Consider the following 16,747-nt stretch of genomic DNA (forward strand, 5'->3'; position numbering starts at 1 on the left):
GGGGTGGTTTTGGCCGCCTTGAGTCTTTTGCCACACGGGACGACCTGATGATTATTTCCGCCTCCTCCGACTACCGCATCGCCGCGCAACGCAAGCTGCCACCGTTCCTGTTCCACTACATCGACGGCGGCGCCTACGCCGAGTACACCCTGCGGCGTAACGTCGAAGACCTGGCCAGCATCGCCCTGCGCCAGCGCGTGCTGCGCAACATGTCCGAGCTGAGCCTGGAAACCCGCCTGTTCAATGAAACCCTGGCGATGCCGGTGGCGTTGTCGCCGGTCGGCCTCACCGGTATGTACGCCCGCCGTGGCGAAGTACAAGCGGCCAAAGCGGCGGCGAGCAAAGGCATTCCCTTTACCCTGTCGACCGTGTCGGTCTGCCCGATTGAAGAAGTGGCGCCGGCCATCGACCGGCCCATGTGGTTCCAGCTCTATGTGCTGAAAGACCGCGGCTTTATGAAAAACGCCCTGGAGCGCGCCAAGGCCGCCGGCGTCACCACCCTGGTGTTCACCGTCGACATGCCGGTGCCCGGCGCCCGTTACCGCGACGCCCACTCGGGCATGAGCGGCGCCAATGCCGGCATGCGTCGCATGCTGCAGGCCATGACCCATCCAAGCTGGGCCTGGGACGTCGGCCTGCTCGGCCGCCCCCATGACCTGGGCAATATCTCCGCCTACCGTGGCAACCCCACCGGCTTGGCCGACTACATCGGCTGGCTGGGGGCCAACTTCGACCCGTCGATTTCCTGGAAAGACCTGGAGTGGATTCGCGATTTCTGGGAAGGCCCGATGGTGATCAAGGGCATCCTCGACCCGGAAGATGCCAAGGACGCCGTGAAGTTTGGCGCCGACGGCATCGTCGTTTCCAACCACGGCGGCCGCCAGCTCGATGGCGTGTTGTCCAGCGCCCGCGCCATGCCGGCGATTGCCGACGCGGTAAAAGGCGAACTGGCGATTCTGGCGGACTCCGGCATCCGTAACGGCCTCGACGTGGTGCGCATGCTCGCCCTCGGCGCCGACACCGTGATGCTCGGCCGTGCCTTTATCTACGCCCTGGCAGCTGCCGGTGGCGCTGGTGTGACTAACCTGCTGGAGCTGATCGAAAAGGAAATGCGCGTGGCCATGGTGCTGACCGGTGCCAAGACCATTGCCGATATCAGCGAAGAATCGTTGGTGCGCGAAGTCGGCAAAGCGCAGGTGGAGCAGTTCCAGCAGTAAGTAGCGTGTAACACCGTAAAGCCTGATGAGGCCGCTTGAGCGGCCCGCGCCACCTTCCAGGAGTGTCCATGAGCCTGCCCGCCGCCTTCCTCGCCGCCGCTGAACAGTTGATCCCGCGCGACCGGCGTTTCGACGATCCGTTGTCCACCCTGGCCTTCGGTACCGACGCCAGTTTCTACCGGCTGATCCCCAAGCTGGTGGTGCGAGTGGAAAGCGAAGAGGAAGTGGTGCAGCTGCTAAAACTGGCCCACGCCGAACACGTGCCGGTGACCTTCCGCGCCGCCGGCACCAGCCTCTCCGGCCAGGCCATCAGCGACTCGGTGCTGATCGTGCTGGGTGATAACTGGAACGGCCGTGAGATCCGTCATAACGGTGGGCAGATCCGTCTGCAACCCGGCGTCATCGGTGCCCAGGCCAATGCCTGGCTGGCGCCATACGGGCGCAAAATCGGCCCCGACCCAGCCTCCATCAACGCCTGCAAAATCGGCGGCATTGTCGCCAACAACGCCAGCGGCATGTGCTGCGGTACGGCGCAAAACACCTACCACACCCTCGCCGGCCTGCGCCTGGTATTGGCCGACGGCACGCGTCTGGACAGCGAAGATCCAACCAGCGTCGTCGCCTTCGAAAGCAGCCACGGCGCTTTGCTCGAACAGCTTGCCGAGCTCGGCCGCAACACCCGCGCCAACAGTGAACTGGCGGCCAAGATCCGCCACAAATACCGGCTGAAAAACACTACAGGCCTGTCCCTGAACGCCTTGGTGGATTACGACCAACCACTGGATATCCTCACCCACTTGTTGGTGGGTTCAGAAGGCACGCTGGGGTTTATCAGTGCGGTGACCTACGACACCGTGATCGACCATCCGCACAAGGCTTCGGCACTGATCGTGTTCACTGACGTAGCGAGCTGCTGCAACGCTGTCACCGTGCTGAAAAGCCAACCGGTGTCGGCGGTGGAATTGCTCGACCGCCGCAGCCTGCGCTCGGTAGAAAACAAAGCAGGCATGCCGGCCTTTGTTCGCGAATTGTCGGAGGGCGCCTGCGCGCTGCTGATCGAATCGCGCGCCGCCAGCGACAGCCTGTTGCAGGAACAGATCGGCCTGGTCATGACCGCCCTCGCCGGCTTCCCGGTGGAAAAACAAGTCGACTTCAGCACCGACCCCAAGGTCTACAACCAGCTGTGGGCGATCCGCAAAGACACCTTCCCCGCCGTCGGCGCCGTGCGCCAGACCGGCACTACGGTGATCATCGAAGACGTCACCTTCCCGGTGGAACACCTGGCCAGCGGGGTCAATCGCCTGATCGCGCTGTTCGACAAACACCGCTACGACGAAGCGATCCTGTTCGGCCACGCCCTGGAGGGCAACCTGCATTTCGTCTTCACCCAAGCCTTCGACACTGCCGAGCAAGTGGCGCGCTATTCGGCCTTTATGGATGACGTGGCGCAGTTGGTAGCGGTGGAGTTCGGCGGTTCACTGAAAGCCGAGCACGGCACTGGGCGCAACATGGCGCCCTTCGTCGAACTGGAATGGGGCAGCGACGCCTACCAGTTGATGTGGCAACTCAAACGCCTGCTCGACCCGCGCGACATCCTCAACCCGGACGTGGTGCTCAGCGAAGACCCGCAGGTGCACCTGAAAAATCTCAAGCCGTTGCCAGCCGCAGACGAGATTGTGGATAAGTGCATCGAGTGCGGCTTCTGCGAACCGGTGTGCCCGTCCAAGGGGCTGACCCTCAGCCCGCGTCAACGCATCGTGATCTGGCGCGATATCCAGGCCAAGCAACGTGCAGGCATCGACACCACCGATCTGGAACGCGACTACCAATATCAGGGCGTCGACACCTGCGCCGCCACCGGCCTGTGCGCCCAGCGTTGCCCGGTGGGGATCAACACCGGCGAGCTGGTGAAAAAACTCCGCGCCCGGCACGCAGACCAAGGCAAGGCCGCCGGTTGGCTAGGCCGTAACTTCCACACCGCCCTGCAAGGCGCACGCTTCACCCTGCATGTCGCCAACGGCGCGCGCATGATGCTCGGGGCGCCGCGCCTGGCGAAGCTTTCCGCGCTGCTCAGCAAAGCCTCGCAGCAGCGTGTACCGCAGTGGAACGTGGCAATGCCGCAGCCGGAAAGCGCCATCCGCTTCAACCCGCCGATCGACGATCAGCGGCCACGGGTGGTGTACCTGGCGGCCTGCGTTTCACGGGTCATGGGCCCCGCAGCCGGCGACCGCGAGCAACAATCACTGCTGGGCAAAACCCAGGGGCTTTTGGAAAAAGCCGGCTACCAAGTGGTGTTCCCCGACAACCTGGACAACCTCTGCTGCGGCCAGCCGTTTGCCTCCAAGGGCTACGTTCAGCAAGCCGAAGCCAAGCGCCAGGAGCTGATTGGCGCGCTACTCAAAGCCAGCCGCGGCGGCCTCGACCCGATCTATTGCGACACCAGCCCGTGCACTCTGCGCTTGGTCCAGGACCTCAGCGAAACGCGGCTGGACCTTTACGACCCAGTGCGTTTCATCCGCACTCACCTGGTCGACAAACTCGACTTCGTGCCTCAGGAAGCGCCCATCGCCGTGCACGTTACCTGCAGCACCCAGCACCTGGGAGAAAGCCAGGCGCTGATCGACCTCGCGCGCCTGTGCAGCAAACAGGTGGTGGTGCCCGAAGGCATTCATTGCTGCGGCTTTGCCGGCGACAAAGGCTTCACCACCCCCGAGCTCAACGCCCACTCCCTGCGCAGCCTGAAAGACGCCGTGCAGTACTGCGACGAAGGCATCTCCACCAGCCGCACCTGCGAAATCGGCCTGAGCCAGCATGGCGGTATCGACTATCACGGCTTGGTGTACCTGGTGGATCGGGTGACCCAACCGCGTAGACAGTCAGCTATCGCTGAATGACGCAGCACCGCGATCCTGTGGGAGGGGCTTTAGCCGCGAGCTTTTATAATCAAGGGCATCGCGGCTAAAGCCCCTCCCACAGCAACCGCACTACGGCCAACGGTGGTGATTTGCGCGGAAAAAACCTTGAACCGCTGCGTTTGACTGCCAGTCCATCTCTATACGCCCGCTGCTTAAGCGGGTTTTGACAGTCTCGCCCCTCACGGCTCCGCGAGCCCTATACCGGGGTTCTGGACGAGAGCTGCAGCCACGAGAAGGAGATTCACCATGAAGCGCATTGCCCTGTATTCAGCGGCACTACTGTCCGCGACCCTGATGGCATCCCCCGTGTTCGCCGCCGACCTGTGCGACGCCAACCTGCAAAAAATCAAAGACACCCTGACCACCGAAAAAGCCACCCTCAGCGAGTCACTGAAAAACGAAGTGACCGACCTGCAAACCAAAGCCGAACAGGCCAAGGCCGCGGGTGACGACAAGAAATGCACAGAAGTGTCGGCCATGGCGGTGAAACGCCTGGAAGCACCGAACAGCGAAGGCAGTGGCGATAACGGCAGTTGATTGGCCGGTTAGCACGACCAGCAGAGAAGCCGGCCTTGAGTCGGCTTTTTTGTGCGCGGGTGTTTATGTGAGGACGCGTCAGAATTGGCATGGGCTTGCAGGGTATTTGGCATACCGCTGCAAGGTGTTTTCACTGCCTGTTTGGCACTGCTGGTACGCAGTAGCCGTTACTCGCCGTCTGCTGGCGCCACTGGCCAATCGATCTGCGCGGGGAAACCCACTTGCTGTTCGATGCGGTTGAGCTGTACGCGGTATAGCTTCCACAGGCGCAGTTGCTCCACTTCCGTGGTGGTCGCTTCATCCAGATCGACCGCGTCCTGCAGCGGCGCAATGCGGGTGGTGGCGTAGCTCAGGCGGCCGTCGCGGGTGGCCTTGGCACGGTCGCGCGCATCCTTGGTAACCGCGTCCTGGTTCAGCACCCAGGCGCCGGACAGCCACTCATGAAACTCGGACGGCGGTGCCACTGGCGTCAGATCTTCAGGTAGATCACCTAGCAACTCGTAGTGTTGCTCGGAGCGGTCGGCGGTGCTGTACACAGTGCCGCGGTGGTCGGCCAATTGCTTGGCCTGGGTATCAATCAACACCCAGGTATGACCGCTATCCGGCTCTGGCAACTGGTCAGACAAAGCCACCGCGTTGCTAGGCAGTTGGATGCCTATGCCCGGAACCTCTTGTAACTCGACCGGCCCGCGCAGGATGCCGATACCGTCAATCAAATAAATCACGCTCATGTTTATCTCCTAGATCAACTTCAGACGGCCTGGATAGGCAATGTTTCGCGGAGCAGTTTCGATCCCGCCCCAATCACCGGTACGAGTTCCGACTGATGTGAGTCCGTCATAAATAGTCGCCTTGCTGGAACCACCGTCGATCACGCCATCCCCGCCCGTAGTGATTACGTGCCGATGGCTATTCAACGTGCCATCCGTGTAGTGAAAGTGAGAACGCGTGCTGTCGGCTGCAGAGCTACCGATCAAACGGTTTGCCTCCACACCTCGAGATTCGTCCAGCACACGCAAAAACTCACCGCGAACTTCAGGACCTCGGAAAGTGGCGACACCATCTCCACTGGTCCAGCCACCTTCGCGACCAACGCGGGCGGCCTCAGTAGTAAACATGCCGGAGGCTTGCGCATGGTCCCAAAGCCACGGCCATTCCGCGCGATTCAGGATCGAGCCATTCAGGGCACCGTAGCCGCCGGGACTAAAGACGGTGGCGGTGTCGAATACCGGACGGCCCAGCGGCGTCGAATCCAGGCGCGCAAGCGGCATCCAGTTACCCGCACCATCACTGCGCAGATGCCACCAATCGCCCGCGCCCATCAGTACCAGGAAGGCATATCCGGCGTTATTCAAGTGGGTATGAAACTTGATCTTGTCGGTGCCGGACGCTTGGACCACCAAGCGATTACCGCTGTTGTCAGTACGACGCACGATCACGTCAACCACGCCCAAACTGACATCGGCAGCAGGCAGCGTGAAGGTCCGCGCGCCTGCGCTGGCATCCAGCGTAACCAGCCCCATTTGTGCAGCTGTCAGCGTGGCATTCGCCGTCAGGCTGGTCACTGTGCTGAGCCCCAGCACCGACTGCGGCTTGCTGCCTACCGAGCTCCAGGCCACCGGGAAGTTGGTCGGCTTATCGGTCACCGAATCCCAGCTGTGGCTATGGGTTGATGGCGGGAAAGTCGCGGGCTTGCCCGAAACGTTGGCCCATTTCGCCGCCGTGCCAGCCAGGCCTTGAATGGCCTGCAGCAACTGCGCGTCATTGTTCGGGTCCAGGTTCAAGCCGGCGCCCGAGATAACGGACAGCAGCTCGCGCTGCACGGCGTTCAGCCAGGATGCTTTGATAAGGGTGGATGGGGTGCCGCCAGCTGGCGAACCTTCGGTGAACTCGCCGGACGGGTTGGCCGTCTCGGTGCTATTGCCGATCTTCTGCATTAGTCGTCTCCATAACCAAAAATTACGATCGATTCCGCCGGCTTCATTTGGCTAAGCCGGCATTCAAGTGATTTGTTGCCCCAGACCGCCAGTGGATCGCCTGCGCCCGTCAGGCCCGCCACGGCGCGGGTGATGGTTACCGCGGGTGCATTCACCCGCCAGGCGAAGTTCCAATCGCCGCCGTTGACCGGGTCGCCCGCTCGCGCAAGGCCCGCCAGCGCGGGTTTAAAAACGGTGATGGAAATCTGGTAACCCAAGGCCTCAGCCAGGGCGATGAAAAACGCCCGGCTCTGGCCGCCATTGCCTTGCCATTTGCTGACCACCGCGTGCACCCGCTGGCGGATGGTCTGGGTCTCGCCCACCAGGCACGGGTCGGGCAAGGCCAGCACCCGTTCCCAGTCGGACAGGCCTTCGCCGGTGTCCGGGAACAGCGTTTGGTACACCGCGTCGCTGCGGTTCTCGGCAGTGGACAAGGCATTTGCCTCGGCCTGAATCACGGCCGACAGGCGCGGTGCATTGGGGTCGTAGGCTACGGGGGGCAGCAGGAGCCGTAGCTGGTCGGCGACGCTGGTCACGGCATCAGCTCCAGGGTGATGGTGCCGGGACGAATCCAGCCGATCAGCTCGGGGTCATCCGCTGCGGCGACGTTGCCAGTCGGGGTCAACACGCTGCGGTCTTTGATCCCGGCCAGGTTGCTGACCATCGCTTCCAGTTGCGAGCGCTTGAGCGGCTCCATTGGCTGCAAGGCACCCAACAAGGCCTCGTAGGCAGCCTGCGCGGCGACCTGCACGTCCTCCAGGTGGTAGTCGCTGTCCAGTTCCACCCGGGCGCTGCAATTGACTACGCGCAAGGCCGGGACAAATACCTGGACATCGGCGATCACCGAGCACTGCGCTTCGATAGCGGCTTGGCAAGCCGCCGTGACCTCAGGCGATGGCGCGCCATTGCTGGCGGTGATCACCACATCCACTGTGCCGGCGCCACGGCGTCTGGGCAGGGCGATGGCACCGGCTACGCCGGGGACTTCCTTGGCCCAGCGCTCGAAGTCGTAATCGGCGCCACCGGCAGGTGGTTTTTGCAGGATGTCGAGGTAGCGCGCCAGCACCGAGTCGATGGATTCCTGGTCTTCGCCACCTTCGGTTGGCTGCACAAACGCAGCTGCCGCATCGAGGCCCAAGGGCGGGCTGGTGACGCTCAAGGGGCCGCTCAGGGCGTTCAGCGCGGCACCGGCCACGGCGGCTTTTACCGCGACTGTGGCGGTGCCGTCGCTGCCCATGCGCACGCTGTCCAGCAGGTTGAACACCGCGCCACTGGCGATGTGTTTGAGGCTGGCGCCCTGCAGCAGTTCGACACCGGCGACACCGCTCAAGCGCACCGTGCCGGTGGCGGCGACCGCCTCTTTGCGCAGCACTTTGCGCAGTGCGGCAACGTGCAGCAGCTCTTCCTCATCGGCGGTATCGGGAAAGATCTGCCGGTACAGCCAGGCGAGCTTTTGATAGAGGCCTTCGGTGGCCGCGGCAAAGGCGGCGGCGCGCACATAGTTGTCGCTGTCGCTGCCGATATCGGCTTGTGGCTGCAGGCTGCGGATGTCACGCAGAATGCCGGCCAGAATGTTTTCGTACGTGTTGGCTACAAAGGCCATCAGATCACCTGCACAAGATGTTTGAACACCTGGGGGCTGCCACCGGCATCCACCACCTCGACCACCAGCAGCAGCCAACCGTCATGGGGCTGCTGGGCGGTCACTTGCACCGACGTCGCGCGTCGGTCATCGAGCAATGGCTGCAAGGCCTGCTCAGCGTATTGCGTGGCCAGCTTGCCGATCCGCGCCAGGTCCTTGGCCCGCGCCAGTTCATGCAGGCGCGAACCCATCGACACATCGGCCCAGTAGCTGCCCAGCGGGGTCTTCAGTCGGAGATACACGGCGTTGGCCAGCGAGCGGATGCGCTCACCGGACAAATCGCCTGTCGTCGTTTCAATTCCTGCGTCCATGGCTGTAGGTTGCCTCGCGCGTTACCAGGGGGGAGTTTCAGCGCGTTTTAAGGCTCAAGGCCTTGCCACGCGCGCGTAGGGTCAAACCGGCCTCACTGCTTTTGCGTGGGCACCGGGCCGCTGCCATGGGTATGGCCGTTGTAGATATCGCGGTCGGCCTGCAGGCTGCGGGTGTGGTCGCGAACCTCGGCGGCACTGCTGATATCGCCGCTCACCTGCACCTGGCCGCTGACCTCGAGCAGTGGCGTGTCGAAGCGCACCTTCTGCCCGGCACTAACCAGCAGGGTCTGGGTCACCACCTCGACCACCCGCCCACGCTTGAGGTGCACGCGGTCGCCTTCGTCGCTGTACAAGGCCACCTCGCCGTCCTGCAGGGTGATGCGGTAACGCCCGTCCTCACTGGCGACCACCACGGTGTGGCGGCTATTACCGCCCACCGGCACGGCAATGAATTCGGCCCCGGCCAGCGGCGCGGAGGTGAAGCCGTAGTGCTGGAACAACTCGCCAGACACCGCTTCGCCGGCCAGGCCTTCCATCTCCACGCCAATCAATTTGCCCTGGGTATTGCGGGCAGCGACGGCGCGGAACGCCTGGCGGAAGTTGGAGCGTTCGGCGGCGGACTGTTGCCGCATCATTTGCGCAAAGGTCTTCATTTCGCCGCCTTTACTTCGAGAGAGCTTTCGGTGGATGTGGTGTTCGCTTTCCAGGTCTTGTCTGCCCGCAGCCTCAGCAGCGTGGTGGCGCCGCCGGTGCGGGCCAGGCTGAGCTTGCGCGACATCAGAAAAAACGTGCCGTCCAAACCGTGCGGTTCACTGCGTACGATCACCCGCTGGCCTGGCGCCCATACACTGCCTGCCGCGTTGCGATGGCCCTGTACTACGGCCTGAATTTCCAGGCTTTCCAGCTTGCTCACGCTCATCAGCTCGAGTGCAGCGGCCGACACCTCCTCCGGTTTTTCAGCGGCTATCTGCACGACACAAGCTCGATTGCCGGGCACTGTTGTGTCCTGCACCGTCGCGCTTAATTGCCCTCGTTCCGGGTTGAGGTCATCGGTGTCGTATTGTCCGTGTTGGGCCAACACCGTGATCTTGCTGTAGCGGCTAGGAAACGAGCGCCGTACCGACAGACTGCTGACGTTGTTGCCCTTGCCATCCAGGCGCATCACCAGGGTGTGCACGGGTGCGGCGTTGTAGTCCGGGCCACCGATTACCAGCCGCCCATCAGGCTCCATCCACGGCCACGCTGCATACGCTTCCACCACCTTCGTCAGTGCTTGCCAGGCGTTTTGCGTACGCTCGAACTGGATCAGCCTATTGGGCTTTTCAGCCGCCGCGCGGATCTCGATCTGGGTAATGCCAAAGGGCTTGACCAGTTGCTGGACGATCTCGGCGAGCGAAGCATTGCGCAGGTACACCGAAGGCACCGAACTATCCACCAACGCCGCAGCACGATCACGGCCTGTGACTTTGATGGTCACCCCGCTTCGCGACACCTCGTGGATCAACTCGTCGATCTGCCCGCTCAGCACCCGATCAGCGCCCAAACTGAGGGTGCACGGCGCGCCCTCCACCAACACCTGCGACAAACGCGCCGTGTCCTGAGTATGCAGCGCCAGCTCAAAGCCATCGGCCGGCGTGCGCAAGTCCGACTCCACCGACCAGCTGTCCCAGTGCGCATGGGCTTCACCGCCAATGGCCAGGCTTATCGATTCACTGGGCATAGGCACGCACCACTTGGCCGGCCGCAAGGTTGTGCGGCGTTTTCAGGGTGGGGTTCAGGCGCAGCAGCTCGTTGGCGCGGCTGTGGTCCTGGTACCAGCGGTGGGCCAACAGGCGCAGGCTGGCCGGGGACTCCAGGGTGCGTTCGAGCAGCGGCGGGCTGAGCAGAATCACTTGCTGGGCACGGGTCTGCACCAGGGCGGCGATGCCGCGCAGCGCCTCGATGGTCGGCAGCGCCACTTCCACGTCATACAGGCGGCGGTGCAGCAGGATGGCGGCCTGGATCAGCGAGCGCACCAGGTTGGCCAGGCCTTCGATTTCGTTCGGGCTGAGGGTCTGGGTTTGTGTCTCGTCGTCGAGCAACGCCGTGGCGGCCTGGGCATGGGACACCGCCAGCTCGGTGGTCAGCAGCACCAGCAAGCCATAGGCGCTGGCACTGACCGGATCACTCGGCATGGCGTTCGGCAGGCGGCTGGCATCCGGGGTATTGCCCACTCGGGCACTGCTCAACAGCTCGGCACCGACCCGCGCTACCTCCGCCACCAGGCTGGCGCTGCCCGGCACGCTGGTCGGCAAACCGCTGCGGGCCAGCAAGCCGCGCAGGCTGCTGGGGGTGCTGAGCTGGATCGCCGCACGGATTTCGCTGGGGGTGCGCAGCAGATCAAGCAGCGGGTCAAAAGCCCCTGCCGGGTTGCTGGCCATCGAGGTGACCCCCGATACCACCCCGAGAATCTGCGAGCGCAGCTGGCGCAAACGCAAGCCGATGCCCGGCAGGCCGAGGGTGGTTTCCAGCAAGCCGACCCAACCACCACTGATCAGCTCCTGGACCTTCGCCACCAGCGAGTCGACCCGCCCCAGCATGTCGTACAGGCCATGCTGCCAGCCGGTTTCATCGGCTGGGAAAAACGGTGCGTCAGCACTGGCTTCGACAACGTGCAGGGTCACCGTTGCGTAGTTCGGCCGGTCGGCCGCGTGCAAGACTTTCCAGTCCTGCACCACCACGTTGAGGCTGCCGTACACCGGGTGAATCAGCTCGCCCGGGCCGAGGGTATCCAGGCTCTCCAGCAGCTCGCGCAACTCGCGCTCGTAGCTGTTGCCATAGACCACCACGTTCAGCTCGAACTTGCGCGCCGCGCGGCCCAGGTCGACGACGGCATCGCCGTCTTTGTAGGGCGTGCCATGCTGCGACAGCGCGCGGGTGCCCTCCAGATTCTCGCTGATGACCTGTAGCGGTACACCCCGGAACGAGGCGTCGAATAACGTTTCAGCCCAACTCATTGTCCACGCCTCATCTGCATTTCGGTACGGCGTTCAACTTCCGCCATGATCATGTCGCTGTCGGTCCTGACCTCGATCACCAGGGGCTTGCTCAGCAGCTCCGCCAGGCGCGTTTCGGCCGCCTGCGCACCACTGCCAATCGGCATCGCCAGGGCGCCGTCGACCAGTCGTGAAGACAGGCCCGAGGCCCAGGCTTGGGACTCGCTGGCGGCACCATCAGTGGCATTCAAGCCGCTGCCGTCCTGAGGAATACGCGCGGCGTTCTTGTGCAACCAAGCGGAATCCGCACCAGCGTTCTGAGCGGCCGAACTCTCTTCATCAGGTTGTGGAAGGCGATCGCCAGGAAGCGGAGTGAAGAGCTCGTCGGCGTTGTCCAGCAGTTCTGCCAGAACAAGCCCGCGAACACCGCCGCCCTTTAACAATCCCCTAAGCCGGCCCAGCCCAGGCTTTTTGCCCGCTCCAGCGCCGCCTGTGTCCAGCCCGATATCGGGCATCCCCAACGAGCCGACAGGCCAGTTGGTGACAAACACCGAGGTGACGCCTGCCGCGTCCTGCAGCACCTTGCCCACTGCAACGTTTTGCAGGGTCTGCGCCCCCACAAAACGGTTGAACAACGCACCGGCACCACGTCCGGCGTAATGCGCGCCAATACCGGCCGCAGCGGCAGTGCCCAACAGTTGCTCGCCGGACAAGTTGAGGTCATCGAGCAGGTAACTGCCGGCCTGTGCCAGGCTGTTGTTCAGCGGTTGCGCCATACGATCAAGCGCCTGCCCCACAGTGGCTTTTACCCGTGCCGAGGTACCGCTGGCGCTGGCCAGGTTCTGGTTCAGGTCGTTACCGAACACCGCGGCGGCATTGCCAATCTGACCGGCCCGCACACCTAAGTTGGTCACGCTGCTACCGGCGGCCGGCGAGAAGTTCGCCGGTCTGGCAGCACTGATCAGGGCGCCAACCTCCGCGCTTTGCAGCGCCGCTTTGGGCAAAGTGCCCAGCAGCGCCAGAGTCTGCTCGATCGATAACCCGGCACTCGCCGCACTGGCGCCAATACGTGGGAACAGTTCGGTTAGTTGCTCGAACCCCGGCCCACCAAGACGGCCAGCCACGGTCATTTTCTGCAGCAGACCGAGTGCCGCGCCGTCCTGGTTAAGGTCGACGTTAAAGGCACTGGCGCCGCCGAGCAGGGCCTGCCCAAGGGTGGCCGAATCGCTACCGGTAACGGCACTCGTGCGGCCCAAGGCGTCGCTGGCTTTTTTCGCGGCGGAGTAGCTCAGGCCGGCGCCAATCAAGGTGCCGAAGCCGCTGTCCACATCCGCACGATTAAGCCCATAGGCACGGGCAATCCGTGCCCCTTCGTCACGCCACTCGTGGCGCTGGCCGTTGCTCATACCGCTGCTCTGTTGCAGACGAATCAGCTGGCGATCCAGGCTAGCGCTGTCGTGCAGGCCGTTGCTGGCGAAGCTGCGCAGCTGCTCGCCGCGCCCACCACCCGCCAGGGCTTTCACGGCGCGTAGGGTACTGCCCGCGCTCTGCAGTTCCTGACGCAACAGGCTCGCGCCCTGGGTGGACGTATCGCGCAGCGCCTGGCGGGCCATCTGGTAGCTGGTCACCCCGGCCTGAGCCAGGTTGCTGGCCGCGACGTTGGCCTTGTAAGCCTGGTCGGCCAAGGCCTTGGCGCCCTCTTTGCTGGCTTCGGTCTGAATGCGCAATGAGACGCTTGGATCTGAACTCATGATTAACCTCTATTTGCGCTTTCGTTGACTGACGTAGCGAGTGGTGCCGGCCTTGCGGCCTACCAGAAGATCAACGCGGGCGTCGATTTCCGCGCGGCTCATGCGGCTGATTTCGTCCAGCCGGTAACCGTGTTTTACGAGGGCGTGTTCGACCCGTCGCCAATCGGTGATGCCGCGCTCGGCGGCGCGAGCTTTTTTTCCAGGTCTTCGTCAGCGCGAGCGATGATCGCCAGATCGGTTTCAGCCAATTCGGCGCGCAACAGCTCGACCGTCAATGCCTCTGTCGGAATCTCGCCCAAGGCCAGCAACTGTTGGCGGTAGACGTCGATGCTGATCAGTTGCATGGGGCCCTGCGGGTACGCTTGCTGGGCGGCAATCAAGTCGCCAGCGACGGGTACGCGCAGGGTGAAGGTCTTGTGACGAGAACCCGCGTAGAAAACGCCTATCGCCAGATCACGGGTGATGGTCAGGCCATCCCAGCGTTTCTCGTGGGTCGTCATGCCGACTTACTCCGTGTAGTAGTTCAGGGCGGTCAGATCCAGGTTGCGAGTCGCCTCGCCTTCCAGGACGTACTTGCTGCCCATCTGCACCAGCGATACGCCGGTCCAGGTCTCACGCTGACCACCGCCGTCGAGCGGCTCGATGGTGATTTTGGCGTCGAGCATGGCGCGCCAGTCCGGTTCACCCGCTTTAGGAATGGCGACACTGACGGTCAGCGAGTAGTCCTCCACGCCCTCAGCGGTACCCAGCGGGCGACCCTTGCGGTTCATGGTCTTGACCACGATGCGACCGGTTTTCAGGGTGTGGTTCAGCTCTTTGATTTCATAGTCCGCCCCGTTGACCGAGAGGACGATCTGCCCAACATAGTTATCCGACATAATTTTCTCCTTACAGCAGCAGATCGATGCGACCGGCAAACACGTGCAGGCCGTTCACAACATCAGCAGGGATGGCTCCGTTGAGCCGGTTAACGTCTTGCAGAGAGCGCTCGACAATCAGGCCGTCGGCGTTGGCGTCGACCGCTTCGAGGATCTCCAGCTCTTCACATTTCTTCAGCACATCGAGCAGTTCGCTGCGCACCGCTGCCGGGGTTTTGCTCGACAGCTTGGCGCGCGGGAAGCGCAGGCGAACGCGGGCACGGCAGGCTTTGCGCACGTAGTAGAGGGTGCGCAGGGTGGTCAGATCGAGCAGGGAAACGTCGTCCTCGCCGGCCGCAGATTTGGTGTAAGTGCTCACAGCACGAACGATCTGCACCACATCACCAGCGCCCACTTCCAGCGGCGTCACGCCATTGGCCAGGCAGGTTTCCTGCTCGACACGGCCGAGGCGGTTGGCAATCGCCGGCACCTTGATACCGGTGAGCACCAGGGTGTTCAGCGGACGCGCCGGGTCTTCTTCCGAGGCGATCAGGGCGGCGTAGGCGGCGGCCACTTCACGTGGGCTGGAGGCGGTACCCGGCAGCAGTGCCAGGGTGATCGGGCCAGCGTTCAGGGAGTTGGCCAGGGTGGTGGCGGCGGACAACGTGGTAGTCAGCGCGCCGACACCGAGGATGCCTTGCTGCTCGATGGAATCGGTGTAGGTGTTGATGTGGGTACGCAGCGCCGTCAGGGCCGCCTGGCTGTACCAGGCCGGTACCAGAATGCTGTACTCGCCTTGTGCGGTGGCATCCAGGGCAGCGCTGATATCCGGCTCGGTGGAGCCTTCAACCACTACGCCGACACAGGAGATCGCGGCATAGCGGTAGGCCTTGATGGCCGCGGCGACCATTTCTTCGGCGACCACGCCGAACTGGGCCTTGGCTTCGGCAGCGCTGTACACCTGCGCCGGTTGGTTGGCAGCCGCGGTGGCGCCTTCGCTCAGGGGCACGATGAAGCAAATGCTCTGGGCGTTGGTTGGCAGGGTACGAACTGCCAGGCTGGTGTTGAATTCAAAATAGGCGCCGGGTTTACGGATCGACGCCGGGATGGTGTCAAAGGCAATGGTCATGCGTGGGTATCTCCTTTAGCGTTTTCTTTGGCACTGCGACGAGGCCTGACGGGAACGAGCAGGAGCTCCTTCGCGGCAATCCGACGGCGGTAGTACGAGGTATCCGGCACGTCCACAGGCTTGGCCGGAGCAGGTTCAATAAAGGCTCGCGGCGTGCCTTCCTGTGGTACGCGAGCATCAGGTGCAGCGATAACGCGCATCAGCTAGTCCCCAATTCGATGGAGTCGTTGGCCACCGCAGACGGGTTGCCTGCGGGTACGTGGAACTGCAGGTCAATGCCCAACAGGTCCGGTAGTTCTTCCAGCGGTTTCTGCCAATCCAGTTCGATCACAAACGACTGGCCGAGCACCGACAGGCTGTCTGCTTGCGCCTGGCCATTGACCAGGTTGAGCAGCTCGGTGGGCTCGATCCGCGCCCGCTCGGGCCAGGGTTGCCAGTCCACCAGTTGCGCCATGCAGGCGCTCCACAGCGCATAGCTGCCGATCTCTTCGGCGTTGCCACGACGACCTTCGCGCTCACCCCGCAGGTGGCGGCTGGCGATCACCAGGCGAAAGCTGATGGTAATGCTGTAGCGGCCCTTGGCGCGCTTGTGGAACACCGCTCGCGGGGTTTCCAGCAGCACCGCCGGGCAGCGCGAGAGCAGCGCCGGCAACAGGTCGCGGTCACGCAGTTCACCGCCATAGCTGCCGATGGTCAGGCGCTTGAGCGAGCCGCGCAGCAGCCCCAGGCGGGCCTGGATCAGGTCTTCCAGCTCGCCCAGCATCAGTTGCTACCTGCGCTGGTGGGCGCGGCAGTGGCGCGGTCTTCGGCAGCCAGGGTCTGCAGGCGCTTGAGCACATCGCGGTAACGGGTCCGCACGGTGGAGCCCTTCTTGCCGGCGCTGTCCACCAGGTGGTAGCGGGCCAGTTCCATCACATCGTCCAGCGCCCACTCCGGGGCGGCCTGCTCGGCCTGGCGGTAGCGCAGGTAAAACAGCACTTCACTGCGCGCCCGGCCGGCGGCATCGGCGATGCGGGCCAGGGCCTGTTGGGCGATGGCGATCTCCGAGCTCAGCCACTCGTCCAGCGGTGCACCGGCCGCAGCGGCTTGCAGCAGCAGTGGGTCGATCACTTGTTCGGTGTCCGGCACCGCCAGCTCGGTGAGGCGACGCGCACCAAAACGCAGGAGCATCTGGCTGGCCGTCGGTAGCGATAGGTTCATGGGTGTGCGGCTCCCTTGGGGGTGGTTCGTTGCATGTCGCCATGTTGGCGGCTGGCGAGCGACCGGGAGTTTCAGTGCGGCGTAAGGCTGCAAGGGCCAGGCAGATAAAAGCCGGACGCGGGCAGAGGCGGCGCGAACAATGGAGTGGGGGCTGGGAAGGTTCGCCAAGGGAACAAGGTTCACCAAGGGGCTGGGGCGCGTGTCTAACGGGGGTCTAACGCCGGTTGCCGGCGCAGG

17 protein-coding genes are annotated in these 16,747 nt (G+C 63.5%); 3 read left to right on the forward strand and 14 right to left on the reverse strand.

All coding sequences use genetic code 11. From position 1 onward, the window contains the following. Window positions 1-47 precede the first annotated feature (47 nt). From lldD to C8K61_RS20920, 3 genes are all read left to right on the forward strand, one after another. Window positions 48-1,217: an FMN-dependent L-lactate dehydrogenase LldD gene (lldD, locus tag C8K61_RS20910; RefSeq protein ID WP_108098233.1), complete on the forward strand. Its 1,170-nt coding sequence runs from the start codon at window positions 48-50 to the stop codon at window positions 1,215-1,217. A 68-nt stretch (window positions 1,218-1,285) separates the two neighbouring features. After that, entirely contained in the window at window positions 1,286-4,111 is a 2,826-nt protein-coding gene (locus C8K61_RS20915; RefSeq protein ID WP_108098234.1) for an FAD-binding and (Fe-S)-binding domain-containing protein, read from the forward strand. 267 nt (window positions 4,112-4,378) lie between these two features. Next, window positions 4,379-4,669, forward strand: coding sequence for a hypothetical protein (locus tag C8K61_RS20920; RefSeq protein ID WP_108098235.1), 291 nt, complete (start codon window positions 4,379-4,381; stop codon window positions 4,667-4,669). A 167-nt stretch (window positions 4,670-4,836) separates the two neighbouring features. Here the strand turns inward: C8K61_RS20920 and C8K61_RS20925 are convergent, their stop codons facing one another. The 14 genes from C8K61_RS20925 to C8K61_RS20995 form a co-directional block, all read right to left on the reverse strand. Continuing rightward, complete coding sequence (locus tag C8K61_RS20925) at window positions 4,837-5,400, reverse strand: tail fiber assembly protein (protein ID WP_108098236.1); 564 nt, start codon at window positions 5,398-5,400, stop codon at window positions 4,837-4,839. A gap of 9 nt (window positions 5,401-5,409) precedes the next feature. Beyond that, complete coding sequence (locus C8K61_RS27030; protein WP_256589506.1) at window positions 5,410-6,606, reverse strand: phage tail protein; 1,197 nt, start codon at window positions 6,604-6,606, stop codon at window positions 5,410-5,412. Then, on the reverse strand, window positions 6,606-7,181 hold the full coding sequence (locus C8K61_RS20935; RefSeq protein ID WP_108098237.1) for a YmfQ family protein: 576 nt from the start codon (window positions 7,179-7,181) through the stop codon (window positions 6,606-6,608). The genes C8K61_RS27030 and C8K61_RS20935 overlap by 1 nt, the downstream gene beginning before the upstream one ends. After that, window positions 7,178-8,248, reverse strand: a complete 1,071-nt coding sequence (locus C8K61_RS20940) for a baseplate J/gp47 family protein (protein ID WP_108098238.1) — start codon at window positions 8,246-8,248, stop codon at window positions 7,178-7,180. Before C8K61_RS20940 ends, C8K61_RS20935 begins: the two co-directional genes overlap by 4 nt. Further along, window positions 8,248-8,598, reverse strand: a complete 351-nt coding sequence (locus C8K61_RS20945; RefSeq protein WP_108098239.1) for a phage GP46 family protein — start codon at window positions 8,596-8,598, stop codon at window positions 8,248-8,250. The genes C8K61_RS20940 and C8K61_RS20945 overlap by 1 nt, the downstream gene beginning before the upstream one ends. A 92-nt stretch (window positions 8,599-8,690) precedes the next feature. Beyond that, window positions 8,691-9,251, reverse strand: a complete 561-nt coding sequence (locus C8K61_RS20950; protein WP_256589507.1) for a phage baseplate assembly protein — start codon at window positions 9,249-9,251, stop codon at window positions 8,691-8,693. After that, the gene (locus tag C8K61_RS20955) at window positions 9,248-10,318 is read right to left on the reverse strand and encodes a phage baseplate assembly protein (RefSeq protein WP_108098240.1); all 1,071 of its coding nucleotides are present in this window, start codon (window positions 10,316-10,318) and stop codon (window positions 9,248-9,250) included. The genes C8K61_RS20950 and C8K61_RS20955 overlap by 4 nt, the downstream gene beginning before the upstream one ends. Further along, window positions 10,308-11,594, reverse strand: a complete 1,287-nt coding sequence (locus C8K61_RS20960) for a DNA circularization protein (protein WP_108098241.1) — start codon at window positions 11,592-11,594, stop codon at window positions 10,308-10,310. Before C8K61_RS20960 ends, C8K61_RS20955 begins: the two co-directional genes overlap by 11 nt. Next, entirely contained in the window at window positions 11,591-13,324 is a 1,734-nt protein-coding gene (locus C8K61_RS20965) for a phage tail tape measure protein (protein WP_108098242.1), read from the reverse strand. The genes C8K61_RS20960 and C8K61_RS20965 overlap by 4 nt, the downstream gene beginning before the upstream one ends. A 134-nt stretch (window positions 13,325-13,458) precedes the next feature. Continuing rightward, on the reverse strand, window positions 13,459-13,824 hold the full coding sequence (locus tag C8K61_RS20970; protein ID WP_108098243.1) for a hypothetical protein: 366 nt from the start codon (window positions 13,822-13,824) through the stop codon (window positions 13,459-13,461). Between the two features lie 6 nt (window positions 13,825-13,830). Further along, window positions 13,831-14,202 (reverse strand): phage tail protein, encoded by a 372-nt coding sequence (locus C8K61_RS20975; RefSeq protein ID WP_108098244.1) that lies wholly within the window; start codon window positions 14,200-14,202, stop codon window positions 13,831-13,833. A gap of 10 nt (window positions 14,203-14,212) precedes the next feature. Then, the gene (locus C8K61_RS20980) at window positions 14,213-15,310 is read right to left on the reverse strand and encodes a phage tail sheath subtilisin-like domain-containing protein (protein WP_108098245.1); all 1,098 of its coding nucleotides are present in this window, start codon (window positions 15,308-15,310) and stop codon (window positions 14,213-14,215) included. 199 nt (window positions 15,311-15,509) lie between these two features. Continuing rightward, complete coding sequence (locus C8K61_RS20990; RefSeq protein WP_108098247.1) at window positions 15,510-16,073, reverse strand: phage protein Gp37; 564 nt, start codon at window positions 16,071-16,073, stop codon at window positions 15,510-15,512. Beyond that, the gene (locus C8K61_RS20995; protein ID WP_108098248.1) at window positions 16,073-16,510 is read right to left on the reverse strand and encodes a phage protein Gp36 family protein; all 438 of its coding nucleotides are present in this window, start codon (window positions 16,508-16,510) and stop codon (window positions 16,073-16,075) included. The genes C8K61_RS20990 and C8K61_RS20995 overlap by 1 nt, the downstream gene beginning before the upstream one ends. Window positions 16,511-16,747: the final 237 nt, after the last annotated feature.

This window comes from Pseudomonas sp. GV071 (assembly GCF_003050835.1).
Lineage (GTDB): Bacteria > Pseudomonadota > Gammaproteobacteria > Pseudomonadales > Pseudomonadaceae > Aquipseudomonas.

What these genes read in the sequence shown, in the direction of transcription:
- C8K61_RS20975 (WP_108098244.1), bottom strand. Translation starts at nt 14,202, where the DNA reads ATGTCGGATAACTATGTTGGGCAGATCGTCCTCTCGGTCAACGGGGCG.
- C8K61_RS20915 (WP_108098234.1), top strand. Translation starts at nt 1,286, where the DNA reads ATGAGCCTGCCCGCCGCCTTCCTCGCCGCCGCTGAACAGTTGATCCCG.
- C8K61_RS20920 (WP_108098235.1), top strand. Translation starts at nt 4,379, where the DNA reads ATGAAGCGCATTGCCCTGTATTCAGCGGCACTACTGTCCGCGACCCTG.
- C8K61_RS20925 (WP_108098236.1), bottom strand. Translation starts at nt 5,400, where the DNA reads ATGAGCGTGATTTATTTGATTGACGGTATCGGCATCCTGCGCGGGCCG.
- C8K61_RS20990 (WP_108098247.1), bottom strand. Translation starts at nt 16,073, where the DNA reads ATGCTGGGCGAGCTGGAAGACCTGATCCAGGCCCGCCTGGGGCTGCTG.
- C8K61_RS20940 (WP_108098238.1), bottom strand. Translation starts at nt 8,248, where the DNA reads ATGGCCTTTGTAGCCAACACGTACGAAAACATTCTGGCCGGCATTCTG.
- C8K61_RS20995 (WP_108098248.1), bottom strand. Translation starts at nt 16,510, where the DNA reads ATGAACCTATCGCTACCGACGGCCAGCCAGATGCTCCTGCGTTTTGGT.
- C8K61_RS20945 (WP_108098239.1), bottom strand. Translation starts at nt 8,598, where the DNA reads ATGGACGCAGGAATTGAAACGACGACAGGCGATTTGTCCGGTGAGCGC.
- C8K61_RS20970 (WP_108098243.1), bottom strand. Translation starts at nt 13,824, where the DNA reads ATGACGACCCACGAGAAACGCTGGGATGGCCTGACCATCACCCGTGAT.
- lldD (WP_108098233.1), top strand. Translation starts at nt 48, where the DNA reads ATGATTATTTCCGCCTCCTCCGACTACCGCATCGCCGCGCAACGCAAG.
- C8K61_RS20950 (WP_256589507.1), bottom strand. Translation starts at nt 9,251, where the DNA reads ATGAAGACCTTTGCGCAAATGATGCGGCAACAGTCCGCCGCCGAACGC.
- C8K61_RS20960 (WP_108098241.1), bottom strand. Translation starts at nt 11,594, where the DNA reads ATGAGTTGGGCTGAAACGTTATTCGACGCCTCGTTCCGGGGTGTACCG.
- C8K61_RS20955 (WP_108098240.1), bottom strand. Translation starts at nt 10,318, where the DNA reads ATGCCCAGTGAATCGATAAGCCTGGCCATTGGCGGTGAAGCCCATGCG.
- C8K61_RS27030 (WP_256589506.1), bottom strand. Translation starts at nt 6,606, where the DNA reads ATGCAGAAGATCGGCAATAGCACCGAGACGGCCAACCCGTCCGGCGAG.
- C8K61_RS20965 (WP_108098242.1), bottom strand. Translation starts at nt 13,324, where the DNA reads ATGAGTTCAGATCCAAGCGTCTCATTGCGCATTCAGACCGAAGCCAGC.
- C8K61_RS20980 (WP_108098245.1), bottom strand. Translation starts at nt 15,310, where the DNA reads ATGACCATTGCCTTTGACACCATCCCGGCGTCGATCCGTAAACCCGGC.